Source organism: Saprospiraceae bacterium, from assembly GCA_026129545.1.
Classification (GTDB): domain Bacteria; phylum Bacteroidota; class Bacteroidia; order Chitinophagales; family Saprospiraceae; genus M3007.
This window is the reverse complement of record JAHCHX010000001.1, coordinates 226,910-242,500: the sequence shown is the minus strand read 5'-3', so window position 1 is coordinate 242,500 and position 15,591 is coordinate 226,910. Positions and strand designations below refer to the sequence as shown.

Annotated in this window: 16 protein-coding genes (1 of these 16 running past the window's edge); 10 read left to right on the top strand and 6 right to left on the bottom strand. The window is 52.1% G+C overall.

Features of this window, described 5'->3' with window-relative positions; all coding sequences use genetic code 11:
• A protein-coding gene (locus KIS77_00755; protein MCW5920850.1) for a GNAT family N-acetyltransferase crosses the window boundary here: on the top strand, positions 1 to 176 show its 3' portion. 271 nt of this gene lie to the left of the window's left edge; the window shows 176 of its 447 coding nt (coding positions 272-447); its start codon lies off the left edge, out of view; its stop codon occupies positions 174 to 176.
• A gap of 2 nt (positions 177 to 178) precedes the next feature.
• On the opposite strand, the gene KIS77_00750 is transcribed toward KIS77_00755, so the two are convergent.
• Complete coding sequence (locus KIS77_00750; GenBank protein MCW5920849.1) at positions 179 to 985, bottom strand: hypothetical protein; 807 nt, start codon at positions 983 to 985, stop codon at positions 179 to 181.
• 134 nt (positions 986 to 1,119) lie between these two features.
• Here KIS77_00750 and pth point away from each other — a divergent pair, with 134 nt between their 5' ends.
• Complete coding sequence (gene pth / locus KIS77_00745; GenBank protein ID MCW5920848.1) at positions 1,120 to 1,680, top strand: aminoacyl-tRNA hydrolase; 561 nt, start codon at positions 1,120 to 1,122, stop codon at positions 1,678 to 1,680.
• 2 nt (positions 1,681 to 1,682) lie between these two features.
• On the opposite strand, the gene KIS77_00740 is transcribed toward pth, so the two are convergent.
• Entirely contained in the window at positions 1,683 to 3,476 is a 1,794-nt protein-coding gene (locus KIS77_00740; GenBank protein MCW5920847.1) for a DUF4153 domain-containing protein, read from the bottom strand.
• Between the two features lie 121 nt (positions 3,477 to 3,597).
• Here KIS77_00740 and KIS77_00735 point away from each other — a divergent pair, with 121 nt between their 5' ends.
• The 3 genes from KIS77_00735 to KIS77_00725 all read left to right on the top strand — a co-directional run bounded on the left by KIS77_00735 (position 3,598) and on the right by KIS77_00725 (position 6,495).
• Entirely contained in the window at positions 3,598 to 4,137 is a 540-nt protein-coding gene (locus KIS77_00735; GenBank protein MCW5920846.1) for a hypothetical protein, read from the top strand.
• Positions 4,138 to 4,217: 80 nt separating this feature from the next.
• On the top strand, positions 4,218 to 5,459 hold the full coding sequence (locus tag KIS77_00730; GenBank protein MCW5920845.1) for a metal-dependent hydrolase: 1,242 nt from the start codon (positions 4,218 to 4,220) through the stop codon (positions 5,457 to 5,459).
• Positions 5,460 to 5,610: 151 nt separating this feature from the next.
• A complete protein-coding gene (locus KIS77_00725) occupies positions 5,611 to 6,495 on the top strand; it encodes a phosphatidate cytidylyltransferase (protein ID MCW5920844.1) in 885 nt (294 codons plus the stop codon).
• Here KIS77_00725 and pnuC read toward each other — a convergent pair.
• The 4 genes from pnuC to KIS77_00705 form a co-directional block, all read right to left on the bottom strand.
• Positions 6,443 to 7,090 carry a nicotinamide riboside transporter PnuC gene (gene pnuC / locus KIS77_00720; GenBank protein ID MCW5920843.1) on the bottom strand — a complete coding sequence of 216 codons (648 nt, stop codon included), beginning with the start codon at positions 7,088 to 7,090 and terminating at the stop codon, positions 6,443 to 6,445. The genes KIS77_00725 and pnuC overlap by 53 nt on opposite strands.
• Positions 7,091 to 7,203: 113 nt before the next feature.
• A complete protein-coding gene (locus KIS77_00715) occupies positions 7,204 to 7,407 on the bottom strand; it encodes a hypothetical protein (protein ID MCW5920842.1) in 204 nt (67 codons plus the stop codon).
• 119 nt (positions 7,408 to 7,526) lie between these two features.
• Positions 7,527 to 8,990: a hypothetical protein gene (locus KIS77_00710; protein ID MCW5920841.1), complete on the bottom strand. Its 1,464-nt coding sequence runs from the start codon at positions 8,988 to 8,990 to the stop codon at positions 7,527 to 7,529.
• A gap of 75 nt (positions 8,991 to 9,065) precedes the next feature.
• On the bottom strand, positions 9,066 to 10,505 hold the full coding sequence (locus KIS77_00705) for a hypothetical protein (protein ID MCW5920840.1): 1,440 nt from the start codon (positions 10,503 to 10,505) through the stop codon (positions 9,066 to 9,068).
• Positions 10,506 to 10,831: 326 nt separating this feature from the next.
• On the opposite strand from KIS77_00705, the gene KIS77_00700 reads away from it, so the two are divergent.
• The 5 genes from KIS77_00700 to KIS77_00680 all read left to right on the top strand — a co-directional run bounded on the left by KIS77_00700 (position 10,832) and on the right by KIS77_00680 (position 15,492).
• A complete protein-coding gene (locus KIS77_00700) occupies positions 10,832 to 11,569 on the top strand; it encodes a MotA/TolQ/ExbB proton channel family protein (protein MCW5920839.1) in 738 nt (245 codons plus the stop codon).
• Between the two features lie 187 nt (positions 11,570 to 11,756).
• Complete coding sequence (locus KIS77_00695; GenBank protein ID MCW5920838.1) at positions 11,757 to 12,176, top strand: biopolymer transporter ExbD; 420 nt, start codon at positions 11,757 to 11,759, stop codon at positions 12,174 to 12,176.
• Positions 12,177 to 12,231: 55 nt separating this feature from the next.
• Positions 12,232 to 13,188 (top strand): hypothetical protein, encoded by a 957-nt coding sequence (locus KIS77_00690; protein MCW5920837.1) that lies wholly within the window; start codon positions 12,232 to 12,234, stop codon positions 13,186 to 13,188.
• A gap of 161 nt (positions 13,189 to 13,349) precedes the next feature.
• Positions 13,350 to 14,825, top strand: a complete 1,476-nt coding sequence (locus tag KIS77_00685) for a glucosaminidase domain-containing protein (GenBank protein ID MCW5920836.1) — start codon at positions 13,350 to 13,352, stop codon at positions 14,823 to 14,825.
• Positions 14,826 to 14,832: 7 nt separating this feature from the next.
• Entirely contained in the window at positions 14,833 to 15,492 is a 660-nt protein-coding gene (locus tag KIS77_00680; protein MCW5920835.1) for a DUF4112 domain-containing protein, read from the top strand.
• Positions 15,493 to 15,591 lie beyond the last annotated feature (99 nt).

The window sequence follows — 15,591 nt, the reverse complement described above, 5'->3', positions numbered from 1 at the left end:
TGATGCAGCACCAGCACGACTGGGCGCGGCGACAGGGTTATCGTTTTATTCAGACAAAAACGCTCAATCGCTGGCGCGAAATGCTGGCGCTCAATCTACTTCACGGGTTTCTCATCACTGGCACTTATGTCGGCAAGGATGGGCGCCTTCGCATCATTCTGGAAAAAGAGCTTTGAGTTCATTGCTGTCTTGACTCAAATGGCTGAAAGTCCACGCGGCCTATTTTATTTTCTTTCAAGGCGCTTGGCAAATTGTCGTAGGTGATGATGGCTCCCAGACGTCGTTTTTCTTGTGGTTGCATGGGGCCTTGGCGTTCGGCGCTTACATAAGCTCTCTGAAGGCTATCTTCTGGATTCAAAACGGTGACAAACCACAGACGATTATCGGTGCCGTACAACAACATTGCTACCCGTGGATGATTGGCTACCAAGTTGAGTGGGTTTTCAATCACCAAGTTTGCGTGCCATGCTTTTTCAACAGATATGACCGAGTCTCCAACTTGCTCGGGATAGAGTGCCCTGACTCCGCTATATTCACCCGTTACGAGTATCGGGCCGGCGGCAAGCACTTGTGCGCCGTTGCCAGAAATGATGCAGGAATCCGGGGTGCCTGAAAAGGTTTTGAGTGACCATTCGGCGAAAAAAGAGGTGCGGCCTCGCGGCGGCACGGCTTCGGAGAATGTGGCTAACGAGGCACTTGCCTCCCCGTTTATTGTCAGAGGATTCCCCGCAGCATCCAAAGGTGACATTTTTAGCCATATTTTCTGCCAATCGCTTGACAGGTTGTCGCAAATGCCTGCCACAAAAAAGCGCTCCTGCTCCACCCAGCAGTTGAGATCAACGATGGAGACTTGTGCAGAGATGGTATCGGCTGGGGGGACGCTCAATGGCCCAGCCGAGAGAGTATTGATTTGCTTTTCAGCACCGTTAGTGCAGGAGAAAAACAGGGTAAGGCCCAGAAAAAGACTCGAAATCAGTTTACGCATAGTTGGTATTATCAGAAATAAAAGGTTGAACGATGAAAAAACGGCGCAAATGTCGCCAATTCGAGTGGTTTTGAAAGCAGGCAATTGACATTCTCTACATTTGCGGCGCAATTGTCAAAATACATTTGGCTCAGATGAAATACCTGATTACTGGCCTCGGCAATGTAGGCTACGAATACGAAGGCACTCGACACAACATCGGCTTTGATGCTTTGGATTTTATTTGCAAGCAGATGGAGGGAACGTGGCGCGGCGACCACCATGGCGATTTGGCTGAGGTGAAGTTCAAAGGTCGCACTTTGATACTGCTGAAGCCGAACACTTACATGAACCTGAGCGGAAAGGCCGTTCGGTATTGGTTGCAAAAGGAAAAAATACCGCTTGAAAACAGCCTTGTCATTCTTGACGACTTGAATCTGGCTTTCGGGAAACAACGCTTGCGACCCAAAGGCTCCGACGGCGGACACAATGGCTTGAAGAATATCCAAGAATTGCTGGGCACCGATGCTTACCCACGCCTGCGCATCGGCATTGGCGACAATTTTTCAAAAGGCAGACAAGTCAATTATGTGCTCGGCAAATGGACGGAGGATGAAAAGGCCGAAATTCCGCGCATCCTTGAGAAAGCCGCAGAAGTGGTGAAAACCTTTGTCACCATCGGGTTGGAACGGGCGATGAGCGTGACGGGAAAATGAGTTTATTTTCTTTTCACAAAAAGATATCCTTTCAGATGCCTCAGGCTGAGCGTGTCGTTTTCCTTGCGCACATCCGCATCCTGCAACAAGAGCCGAAGGCTGCCCTTTTTCCCAGCAAAGTTGAGTGTGGAATGGCTTGCATCCAATTCCAGGTAGCCCGTGTGTTGGCCTTTTTCCCACCATTGCCGAAGCGCGGGTTGGAGGTCGAACGATTCCACGAGGCTGACATTGCCAGCCCGCACTTCTTTCCACTCAAAGGCCTTTTGATTGTCGGAAATGCCGAAAAAATCTCCCGCCTTGGGCTTTTCGTTGGTTCGCGGATACAAATCAATTTGATGAAAATAATCGAACCCCCTAATATCGGCTGTGAGGAGCGGTGCCGGGACAACCACGTTCAGAAACGCGGGTTTTCGTTTCTGTTCTTTGGATTGGATACTGGCCCAAGCCATGATTTGTTCCGCAGCATCGTAAGCTGATATGACGTTGGGAAAACTATCCAACGGCATGGGCAGCCACGACATCCGCCGCAACGCATCGCGCTGATGGAGAAAACGCAACGCGGAACTGATTTGCGCGACTTCCTCTGGAGGGACATCCGAGGCGCCTTGTACCAATCGCCCATCTTTCCAGCGCCCGTTTTTTTCAAACAAATTTTCCAAAATCCCGGCCTGACTGCGCACGGAAACTTTGAAGGCACTGAGCGGCCCAAAGGCAAACACTGCCCCAAAAAGCGCCAGCGAAATAGGGATAAACTTGATGTTGTCGTGTTTTGAAAACAAAAAATAGAGGCAAGTAACGGCGAGCCACACGCCGAGGTGCGCCACAAGGAAACGCCCCTCCGTCACGCCGTAGTCGCCGATTCGTTTGCCAATCGCCACAAAAAGCAGCACGGTGAGCGGCAATACGACCCACCAAAACCATTTTTTATACCCGCGCACATGGGCGCTTTCGTCGTATTGGGGCAAATAAAAATTCAGGAGATAGGTGAAGATGCCTGCCACCGAAAATCCCAGCACGAGCGAGCTCACCCAGCCTCGCGGCAAATTCCATGTGATGAGGATTTTTGTGCCGTAGGCGTACAAAATCAAAAAATAGAGCAGTACAATCGGGATGAGGATGAACTTGCAAAGATTTTTGAAAACGGCATTGTACCCAGCGTCGGCTTCCGCAAACTCGTATCGCTTGGGAAAGTGAAACAGAAAATAAGCCGTATTAAAAACACCTGCCAGCAGCACAAACAAGCGTATATAGACACGCTCTTGGATGTTGATGTCGAACAACTGGTCCACCGCCAAAATGGCAAGCGACAGCCCCGCGAACAAAATGAGGGTGAACACCCCACCTATTATTATATGTGCAAACAACTCGCGGTTGTATTCCCAAAAATCGCGCACGGAACGCACGTTAACGTACGGGGCTATGGCCACAAATAGATGTGCCACAAAAAGCAGGGTAAAATATCGCGGAAGTCCCAGATACTCAAAGGAAGGTTGGGATGGGTCGAACAGAAACCAGCAGCCCGCCAACACGACCAGCCCCAAGCCCTGCATCAACCAGCCGCGTTTTTCATCCCAGCCTTTCGACTCCGACAAAGCCACGAGTCCGGTCATCAGCGGCAAACCCAATTGGAAAGGCAGCCACAAGCGAACCAATGAATTTTCCCGAGCCATATCGGATGCGCCGATGAGCTCGAACACCGCGGCCACAGCCGCAATGGCACACACCATCGTGCCGGGAAATCGGCGGCAGGCTTGCCATAAAGCATGGAGGAGAAAGCCGGGAGAAGGTAATTTCATGAAAAACCGTCGAAAAGGGTTGAGAAAAAGGCGACGCTTGAATCTGTTCGCGGCGAAAAGTAGGTGTTTTTCGGGAAGTAACGTTTGTTCGCTACATTTGCTGCCACAAACACCTGAGCACATGCGCATTTCGTCTCTCCTAATTTTCTTGTTTTCTTTTCAAACGCTTTCTTCTCAAACGGCCACTGCCTTCCCCGCCTCTTGGCAAGGCAATTGGACGGGCACGCTTGATATTTTCAACCCCAAGGGAAAGGCACAATCCGTCGAGATGACGATCGAAATTCACAAAATTGATACCTCCACGGAGGGGCGTTACACATTTGGTCTCATATACGGCTCCAAGGAAAATGATTGGCGGCCTTACGAACTTGTGCCAGTCGCTCCCGAACGCGGCATCTGGAAAGTGGATGAGAAAAACTCGATAGTGATGGAGAGCTATTTGCTGGGGCCTAAGCTCTTGTGTTGGTTCACGGTGCAAGGCTCCCGTGTTTTGTGCACCTACGAAAAGACGGCGGACGACACCATGATTTTCGAGGTGATGTCGGGACTTGAGAAAGAGATTAGCATCACTGGCAATGCCAAACATGGCGAGGAAGATATTCCCGAAGTAAAAACATATCCGTTCGGGGTGTTTCAACGAGCTATTTTGAAGAAAAAGTAAAGGTTGATAAAGTTCATGAAGGTTGATAAATGTTGATTATCAACCCTTATCAACTTTCATCAACCCTTATCAACCAAAAAATGGATTCACTCACACAAATTGTTCTCGGTGCTGCCTGTGGCGAGGTGGTGGCGGGCAAAAAACTCGGCAACCGCGCCATGCTTTGGGGTGCCGTGGGCGGCACGATTCCAGATTTGGACGTGTTGGCCGTTTTTTTTACCGACGAAATCGCAAGCACCTCCTTTCATCGCGGCTTCATGCACTCGTTTCTTTTTGCGGCGCTCGCGCCCTGGGTTTTTGCATGGCTGACGCGGTGGTTTTACCACAACAACATATACCGATTGCGGGGCTACAAGGCGTGGGCAATGGGTATCTGGTTGCTGTTCTTTTTTGGGGCAGCGGCTGCTATCAATTTTATTCCCGTGCTGGTGGGAGAGGGGCTAAGTTTTTATGTGCTGCTCCCCACGATTGCGATAGGTATATGGCTTGCTCGAAAATTGTGGAACGAGTATTGGCGGCGCGACCTTCCGCTCGTGGAAGCACCTTACCTTACTTGGGTTGCCTTGTTTTTCCTAAGCATTTTCACGCACCCAATCCTTGATTGTTGCACTAACTACGGCACTCAGATTTGGCAGCCTTTCAGCGATTTGCGAGTGCAGTGGAACACCATTTCGGTGGTGGACCCATTGGCGACGATTCCTTTCGGATTGTTTCTGGTGCTCGCGGCAAAATTTCAGAAAAACGAGCCGATGCGGGCAGCGCTTGCATGGTTGGGCGTCGCGTGGTTTGTCGGGTATGTGGGTATTTATGCCTCGTGGCACAAAGTGCAAGCCAACCGCATTTTCCGACAAACGCTGGAAGAACAGGATGTCCGGCACCGCCGATTCATGACCAACCCGACGATTTTCAACAACATCGTCTGGCATGGTGTGGCGGAGGATGACACGGCTTTTTACTACGGCTTGTACGGGTTCAACGACCAAGCAGAGCGATACGCGCCTTTTTCGGTGATTCCGAAAAATCACCATTTGCTTGAGGGCATCCCCCCCGATGCGCGGGCGCTGCGTTTTTTGCGCTGGTTTTCCAATGGCTATTACAGTGTGATGCCCTACAATGGCGACACCTTGCAGGTGAACGACTTGCGTTTCGGGCTACTGGGCGATTCCATTCGCGGCAACAACTACGTTTTCCCGTTTTTGCTTTTCAAAAATGAAAAAGGCGAGTGGGACGCGAAGCAAAACAACCGAAACCGCAGCAGCGTGAAAGGCAGCGAGGAGTCGTTTCAAAAACTGTGGGAGCGAATTGTGAGCGGGCGAAAATGACTGAACACGAACTATACCTTGATTCGCTAGGATTTGTCAGATGCCCATGATTTATTTCCTTGATTTTGAGCAGATTGCGCTTTTTGCCATGCACAAAACCTAACGGCGCGAAGTATAACAATATCAACATTCCGGCAAAATCACCATCAAAATGCAACAACGGGTTATCTCCGCCATTATCTTCGTCATCGCTATGCTCGGTGGTGTTTTTGGCGGGGACAAAGCTTTTTACCTACTATTTATCCTCATCACGGCGGGTTGTTTGTGGGAATTCACCGGGCTAATGTTCAGTCAGGAAACCAATCATGCAAGGTTCCGACGCATCGTGGGCACCGTGCTCGGCTGCCTTCCGTTCATTGTGTTTGGCAGCAAGATTTTCAACCTGTTTCTCTCCATGCCATCTGGCAGTCAGTTCTCACCGTATCTGTTTGTGGCTGATTTGTCCGACAACGTTAGCCCGATACTGATGTCCATTATCATGCTGATGCTGTTCGTTTTTCTGCTTTTTATCGTGGAGTTGTTTTTGGAATCGGAGCGGCCGTTCACCAACATCGGCCACTACCTGCTGGGGGTGGTGTACATAGGTGTTCCTTTTGCCTTGCTGATTTCGATTTCCTATTGGCATGACAATTACGCTCCGCTTCGTGTGTTCGGGCTGTTGTTCCTGACTTGGACAAACGACACGATGGCTTATTTTACTGGTTCATTTTTGGGGAAAACACCTTTTTTCAGCCGCATTTCCCCGAAAAAAACGTGGGAAGGCACCATCGGCGGCATTTTATGCACCTTCATCGTCGCAATCCTCCTGTCAAAAATCATCACGGACTTCGACCCGGAGGAATGGATAGTGCTAGCGATAATAGTAGCACTGTTTGGCACGCTTGGCGACCTTGTCGAGTCCATGCTCAAACGCAGCGCGCACATCAAAGACTCTGGCTCCATCTTGCCAGGTCACGGAGGCTTTCTTGACCGATTCGATTCTTTTATCTTCGTGTTGCCGTTTGCTTGGCTGGCTTTGATGATTCTGGAAGGATAGAAACCCTCATTTTCCTCCGCCACTCAACATAGCCCAAAATCGCCAGCACGAGAAAAACGAAGTATTGAAAACTCGTGAACACAAAACCCTTGACGAAGTAAAGCGGCATGGAAGCGATGTTCGTCACAATCCACCAAAGCCAGTTTTCCAACTTCTTTCGAGCCATGAGCCACATACCCGTGTAGGCCGCCGCCGCCGCGAAGCCGTCGGCGAGCGGCACTGTGCTGTCGGTGAGTTTTTTCAGGATAAAAAACAAGACTGCCCAACACAAACCAAAGAAAACCAGTGCGCTCAGCCATTCGCGCTGACTTGAACGAGTGATGCGCAACACCTTTTGGCCTTCGCGTTTCTGTGCCCACAACCACCAGCCGACGATGCTCATCACGGTGTAATAAAAATTCACCCCAGCCTCGGCGTACAGCCCAGCGACAATGCTCAGATAGATATAAATCGTGGTGTTGACGATGCCCGTCGGATAGACCCAGATGTTTTCCAACCGGGAAAACATCACGCTGGCAACGCCGAAAAACACGGCGACGAACTCAAGCGGCGTGGTAGCAAGCAATCCCTCCCAAAGGCGCTGCAAAATTTCCATGTGATATGCGATTGACGGTGCATGGTTGACGGTGCACCGTCAGCCGTCTGCAAAAGTAAAAGCCTTCTGCCGCTCGTAGCGACAGAAGGCTTCCGAAGTATGGGAAGGGTTGATTACAAGGGAATAGTGCTGCCGAGGCTGTCGCGGAGGTCGCCAAGGCTGCCGAACGAGTTGTTCGTTTTGCCGCCCTCCACTTTGTTCATCTCGTCTTTGTCGAGCACGGTGAGGTCGGCTTCAATGTCGTCGAGCGAGCGTTTTTTCTTGTCTTGCTCGTTGTCGGCATTGTTGTCTTTCTTTTTGCCAAATGGAAAAATCATAAGACGGTGACAGTTTAAGGTGTGCGAAAGTTAGCGTCAAAGGTACGTTACAATCCGATACCATCAAGGAAACGGCGGCATTTTTAAAGGTAACGGTCGAATATATCGTTTTACAATGGCTAATGGGTTCTTTTTCTATGCAGTAACCACGAGGGTCGAATACGCGATGGATTGCGCCAATCGGTCGTCTCGGTCAAAAAATACTCATCTCGCTCGTGTTTGGCTTGTCGGCGGGCTGCCTGCCACACATACTCAGGTAGCATGAAGTACCCATAACCCAACGGCTTGATGGTGCCACTGTTGGCTCCGGCGTAGTATCTCAACGCTTGCAGGCTTGCGCCGGTTGCGATGCGCCACAAACGGAGCGAGTCCACCTCGTATTCTGGCAGCCACGGCATGGCATCGGCGCCCGTCGTGTAGGTGAAAAACTCGGCCAGCGCGTTGTGCGCGATGACCAACTCCACCTGCTTTTCTTTCAACACTGCTTGTGCTTGCTCCGTGATGAACGAGAAACGCGAGTAGTCCGGGTCGTGCATTTTGGGGCTATAAGTTTTCCAAGAAAATAAAGAACAGCAAAGCATAATGGTCACAAAAACCAAGCCGCTTCGCCTATTTTCCAAAATTTGAAAACCAATTACCGAGAGTGGGGTAAGCAACACAAAAACAAGGAACAACCGCCACGCAACACCCGTGAACGACCACTCCAAAAAAGGGAACAAGAGCAGGGCGGAAAGGATGACTAATGAACCATTGACCCGCACGGGGGACAATGGCTCGAACTTCTCCCTCGCCCCATGAATCAGCGACCACAGCCAGCAACCCGTCACCACCCCTATCTCTGCCAGCCACCAACCCGAAATGCGTTCCAAGCCAAAATGCGCAACAAACGAGTAAGGCGCAAACTGTGGCGGCCATGCCCAAGCGCCCTTCAAGCGCCCCAAGTCAACGACATGAAAAAGGCCCGGAAAAAAACGCCCGACCAACATGAAAACGCCTATCGCAGCTCCCGCCACGAGCACCTTCTTGCGGGAAAAAATCAGCCGAGTAGGCACGGGCTTCCATGTGCCAACCAACCATAAAACAAGGTAAGCCAGCGCCAAAACGAACGTCAGCCGATGGCCAAAATAATTGAGCAGGAGCAACAAAAGAGGAAACAGCCAATGGAGTGGTTTTCTAAGCCCACCGCGTGGCCTGTGTTCAAGCGTGCCAATGAACGCAACGAGCAGCACCACGCCCAGCAGATTTTTGGGATATTGAGCGGCAAAATAGACCAGATGCGGAGAAAAGACAGACCAGGCAGCCAACACAAAGCCACCCATGCGCCACATCACTGCCGTCCATAGCGCGCACAAAAGCGCCGTGCCTACTTTCAAGGTCATCACATAATCGCCTGTGAGCCAATATAACAAGCGCAAATAAGGATAAATGATGGAGGCATCAGGAGAGTGCATTTTGCCTGTCTCTTCCAGCGATTTCAGCTGCACGAGATAGAAATAGCTGTCCCAACCATTCGAGAAAGACGTTTGCGCCAGCGACCAATAGCGCAGCATCGCCGAAGCCGTCGCCAGCACCAGAGCAGCCACGATGGGTTTTGGTCTTGAAAAATTGAAAGTAGCGCCCAAGCGAACAATTTGTACAGTATGACCCCTATCCTCACCTTATCTCAGATAAAACGTCCCGAGCATCCGCTTTCCGCGCACGATGTTGCCATCCGTCAATACTTGGTCGCTAAAAATGCGCGTGACGTTTTGGGTAGTGTTGCCCCGATAGTAGTCTGCGAAATCAGAGACGTTGTTCCACCTGCCAAAAACTTTGATGACTGCCTCCGCAGGGTCAGAGGAAATGAGTTCCCAATTACCGTCGGCAAGTGTTTGCACTTCCGTGTCGTCGGGCATGATGTCGCTGCTATACATGACAAAAGTACCGTCGGAACGCAGGATGAGCGATTGTTGGGTCATCACACCGACCTCCTGCACCACATTGCTGACGCGGCGATTTAGAATTTGGACGAGCGGGGAGCTCCCGATTTCGTTGCGCAAGTTCGACTGGGTACGCTCGAGCAATTTTGAGTACAACACGAACGGCTTCTGACCATCGAAAAAAACCATGTCGCTGATGGCCAAGTCCTTGTATCTGCTTCCGGCATAGATACTTTGAATGGACAAGGTGAACGATTTGCCTTTTAAGGGTGCCGTCAATTCAATTTTTTGGCCAGCCTTCGTGTCGCGCAGCGTGTAAGTGGTTGCCTCGCCTCCTTGCAGGCCAAACCCAAAATCGCGCACACGCGCATTGGCGGCAAAATGCTCGTCGGACCGTTGGTAGCCATTCCAGATTTGGATGGCCGTGATGTTCACTGGTTCATCAAACTCAAAGGTGAGCGATTCGCCCTCGCCAGATGTCTTTTTATTGCCCTCCACCCAGACGAACTCCTTGCGGGCATCGAACAAATTGGCGACGCTGTACGCGATTTCGGGCTGAAGCGTGGAGGATGCCGACAGGGTGCCGCGCACCCGTTTGGGTGGTTTGAGCCGCAGGAGCTCCCCCTTGTCGTTCCACACCTTGAGTTCTTTCACACCGATATATTCATTGGCCGGAAACGACTCTATCTCGACCACCGCCTCATCTTTATTCTGAGGTCTTGAGACTTCCTCCAAACCAGATTTCACAAAGCGTATATAGAGCGATTTGACCAACTCTTCTCCCAAGGCGATTTTATCGCCGGGTTTGCCCCCTCCTCCCAAGGCACCGTTGACGTACGTCTGAATGTAAGCATCCGCTCCTTGAAAACGCCCCTCTTCGGGCACAATCTGAATGGATTGGAGTGGCAGCGCGTTGGGGAAATAGAGCATAATGCCCTCGTCTGGCCCAGCCCCAGTTTGGGTGCGCCAGCCAGTGGAGGGGTCGTCGTCGAACAAGTCATAAATTTCGTTGGCGGGCGAACTGGAGGTCGCGTAAATACCTTCGAGCCAAGTGATGGGGCGAGCGTCCGCTTTAGCGGAAGGGGTGTTGGGCGGAGCATCGCTGGTCTTAGGGGCATCGCCACCACAAGCCATCAACCCGAGGAGCGCGGCAAGCAAGAAACCGGTTTTTGAATTCATATCAAACATTTGTTTGGCAAAGGTACGTCAACAACCGCAAGCGACAGCCAACAAAGCCATGTCAATTGAAAAGCCGCGAGCGAAATTTTCACACAATTTTAAAACCGATTATTTGGGAGGGGCAAAAGATGATGCGCGACAAGGGCGATTTCCGATAACACTTTCATTCTCAACCACTGATATTTGTCTTTTCCCCGCCAAAACATGCCCCTTGATGCGAAAAATGTTAAGGAAAAAATTTGGCCGAATACAAAATGCGCTACTTTTGGCGTTCGCAATCGCTCAAAGGAAACAATCAGTTTCACCAACTAATTGCAACAACTAACATGATAGTAAACGCCTTTTTGACCTCTTTCTTCTTTTTGCAAACGCGCCCAAGCACTACCCCTGGCACCACTACTCCCGCCACGACCACGCCGCCCCCCGCCGAATCGCAAAGCCTGTTCGACCTCATCACGGGCAGCAGCGCCTCTGGCCAAGTAGTGATTGGCATCCTGACTTTGCTATCCATTTACGCCGTTTATATCATCGTGGAGCGGTACTTCACGCTCAGCAGAGCAGGCCAAGTGGACCAAAACTTCATGAATAGCATCCGAAACAGCGTGGAAAACGGAAACCTTCAAGCAGCCAAAGCCCTGTGCCAAAGCGTGGATGCCCCCATGGCCCGCATGGTGGAAAAAGGTCTTGACCGCATCGGAAAACCACTGGACGACATCAACAAGTCTATCGAAACCGTCGGCAACCTCGAACTGCTCAAACTCGAAAAAAACCTCTCCACTTTGGCCTCCATCTCTGGCATCGCACCCATGATAGGTCTGTTGGGCACGGTAATAGGTCTCATCATCGCCTTCCAAGCCATGGCCAACGCCGAGGGAGCCATCACTGCAAAAACGCTTTCCGACGGTATCTACCACGCCCTCACAGCCACCGCCTTTGGCCTGTTCGTGTCCATCATGGCAATGGCGGGTTACAACCTGCTGGTGTCGAAACTCGACCAAGTTATTTTCAAAATGGAGAACACGGCCATGCAGTTTATGGACCTGCTCCAAGAACCCTCACGCTGATTTTTTCTCGTTGTTCATGGTTTGTTGGTGCTTGAATTTCAATTTTTTACAAAAAAGTCAACTCTACGAACAAGCAACCAACAACAAACAACCAACAACAAACAACCAACAACAAACAACCAACAACGAACAACAAACAACCAACAACGAACAACGAACAACGAACAACGAACAACTAATAAAGAATATGGGACTCAAAAGAAGACAACGAGTAGAGCCGGAATTCAGTTTGGCAGCCATGATTGACGTCATCTTCCTCCTGTTGATGTTCTTCATGCTGACATCCAATTTCGTCACCACCAACTCGCTGCAACTACAGCTGCCCTCGAGTAGCTCCTCCGCCCCCATCGCCTCCACTCCGTTGGCCGTCTCGATAAGAAAGACCGGCCAGATGTACCTTGGCAATAGCCCCATTGACCGCCAATCGCTCCAGCCTGTGCTCGGCTCGCGGGTAAGAGCCGAAGACGAAGACCCCACGAAGGTGACCATCACCATCGCTGCCGAGCAGGGAGTGCCCATTGAAGATGTTGTGTTCGTGTTGGATATTGCCAATAAATTGAAGGTGCGAACTATCTTGGCCACCAATCAGTTGAAAGACGACAAATAATTTTTTGTGCATTCAACACCGTTTCGGCATCCATTCACCCAAAACTGCAATAGTCATGAAAGCCATAGTCCATAGAGAAGAAGACCGCACCAAGGCGATACTTACCAGCCTGTTGGTTCACCTTGGCATGTTGGCCCTGCTTATGTTTTACAAGTTTTCCGTCCCGGAAAAAGCAATTGAGCCACCACCCGTCTATATCAATATTGATATGTCGAACTGGGGCGGTGGCGGCGACAATGCCGCACAGGGCCAACCGGACAGAGGCAGAAACAGCACTTCGGCACCCGCTGGCGACCCAACCGACGTGGCAGAGCCTGCTTTGCCCGCCAAGGTGCCGCCCGCCGAGCCCAAACCCACGCCTCCCACCCCTACCCCACCAGCCAAGACAGAGCCTCCGGTCAACACGCCCACGACCGAAGACCCCAACGTGGCGGCACTGCGCCGTCAGCAGCAAGAGGAGGCCAAGCGCAAGCAGGAAGAACAAGACAGACTTGCAGCCATCGAACGCGAACGCATCAAGAAGGAACAAGAAGCCGCTGCCGCCAAAGCAAGGGAAGAGCAAGCAAGACGGGATAGGATCAAAAATTCTGGACTTGGCACGGGCGGCACAGGCGCAGGTAGCGGTTCGGGTGGCAACGCCGGCAACCAAGGCATCCCCGGAGGCACAGGCAGCAACCCATTCGGGCAAAGCCCCGGCAGCGGAGGCGGTTCGGGAGGAGGCATCGGCACTGGCACCGGCGGCTCGGTCGGCGGAGGGCTGGGTGGCCGCAAAGTGCTGACCCTTGCCAAAGCAGATTATGACTCCAATAAACAAGGCACCGTGCGCGTGCGCGTATGCGTCAACAGCGACGGCACGGTGGTGGAAGCCGACCCCACCCAATCCGGCTCCACCACGACAGATGCCACACTCCGCTCAGCCGCCAGAGCTGCCGCGCTGAAAAGCAGATTTGCCGCAGAGCCGGGCGCAGAGGTGCAATGCGGCTGGATTGAGTACAACTTCATCCTGAAATAACACACCTAACCTTTTTTGATACTCGAACGGCGATTCCGATGCAAACGGAAGCGCCGTTTTTTGTTTGACGAAGACAACCCTCTTGGCAGAATAGATTTTTTGCGAAGGCGTTTTACATTTGGCCGTTCATTCAGAATTCCAAAACTCAATTTCCGCATTACATGATGACGAAACAGATTTTCCCCGTGCTGCTACTCGTAGCAGCCCTCGCAGCGCCCTCTTGCAGCGCCTTCAAAAAAAAGCCCGAACCCGCTCCCGCCTCTTCCATGTTCAGCTCGCGCACTGGCGCCGACCGCAACCAGATTTACACCGAAAAATTCGCGTCGGCGGCCATTTATGAAATGCAGCGCCTTGGTGTGCCAGCCAGCATCACGCTCGCCCAAGGCATACTGGAAAGCGGAGCAGGCACTAGTGAGTTGGCTCAAAACGCTAACAATCATTTCGGCATAAAATGCGGCAACGACTGGAAAGGCGCTACCTATATGAAAAAAGACGATGACCGGGGCCCCGACGGCAAACTCAAGGAATCCTGCTTTCGCAAATACACCAAGGTGGAAGAGAGCTACATAGACCACGGACATTTCCTGCGCGACCCCAAAAAAGAATTTCGCTACGGATTTCTTTTCAAACTCGACCCAACTGACTATAAAGGCTGGGCACAAGGGCTGCAAGCGGCAGGCTATTCCACCTCCAACACTTATGCCGACAAACTGATTGACATCATCGAGCGATACAAACTCTACGAATACGACGTGGCCAGCGGCAAGCCCACAGCCCCGCCCCAGCCCGAAAACCCTCAATACGGCACGGAAACAGGTGCAGATGTCGCGCTGCCAAACCCCGCCAACCGCGTGGGGCGCATCAACAACGTGAAGGTAGCCATCGCGCGTCAGGGAGAAACCATCACCGATATTGCCCGCACCTATATGCTCAAACCTGACAAGGTGGCCGAATACAACGACCGAGGCTACACCCCCCTTGAAAAACTCAAAGCCAACACGCGGATTTTCATCGAGCCTAAAAAAGACAAATGGACGAGCGGGCCAGCCAACGAACACGTCGTGAAGGCCGACCAGACCATGTTCGACATTTCCCAAGTATATGGAATCAAACTGAGCAAACTGTTGGAGCGCAACTACATGACCAGAGGCCAAGAACCCGCCGAAGGCGAACGCATCCGCCTCAACAGCAATCGCTCAAAAAGCGACCCCGTGCGCCTACGCGACGGCATGGCAACCACAAAGCCCGAAAACCCCGGCGGCTATTGGCCAACTCCCAACCCCGGCAGCATGACCCCCGACGAGGACGGCCTGCTCGAAGAAATCGGCGGCGGCGAAGGGAACAAGCCCCAACAGCCCTCCACCCCACCAACCACTACCCCACCGACCACTCCGCCACCCAGCGCGCCAGCGCCAGTGGTGACGGGCAGCACCAACTATCCCCCCATCGTCACGCCACCCAGCACCCCACCGCCCACCCCCACAAACCCCGCCGCCCCCGGCACCCATGTAGTGGTGAAAGGCGACACCCTGTTCAGCATTGCCCGCAAATACAACACCACCGTCGCCAACATAAAACGCCTCAATAACATGACCAGCGACACCGTGAAAATCGGGGAGACGTTGCGCGTGCAATAGGATTATTTTGAGGAGCAAGCCCCAAAAGCAGTCGCCCCAACAAGCGGCTGCTTTTTTATTTCCCCACTGCCACATCTTCGCCACCAACCCTACTTTTGCCCCCCAAATCAACCTCCGCATGGACAACCAGCAACCACCAACCACCAACGAACAACTCCGCCCGGACGAGCCAGTCGGGCAAGCAACAACGAACGCCCCCCAACCAAACGACCCCGACCTCGCCCGGCTCGACGCGCTCGCCAAAATCTTGGACGACCAATTCCGCATCCCCGGCACCAATGCCCGGTTTGGATTGGACGGCATCATCGGACTCGTGCCCTATTTAGGCGATGTGGCTGGGTTCGTCGTGTCGGGCATACTCATGCGCACCATGCTCAAGCGCGGCGCTGGCCCCCTGCTCATGCTGCGCATGATGGGCAACTTTGCCCTCGATGCCATCACGGGCATCGTCCCCATTGTGGGCGACTTGTTCGATTTTGGCTTCAAAGCCAACCGCCGCAATGTGAATTTATTGAAAAAATATTATGCCGACGGAAAGACAAAACCAAGCGCCCGGTGGTCAATAGCTTTGCTGAGCATCTTGTTTTTCGTGCTATTTGCCCTTTTGATTTGGGGCATTTGGAAAATGGCAGCCATGCTCGCCTCATGGGTGTGGGGGCTTTTTTGATTTTTTTGCCACCTTCGCTCCCGCAAAAATTGAGAGTGTTCAGAAAAATGTGTCAAACCATACCGGGGGTGTTTTCTTTTTACGCAATACACGCCGCGC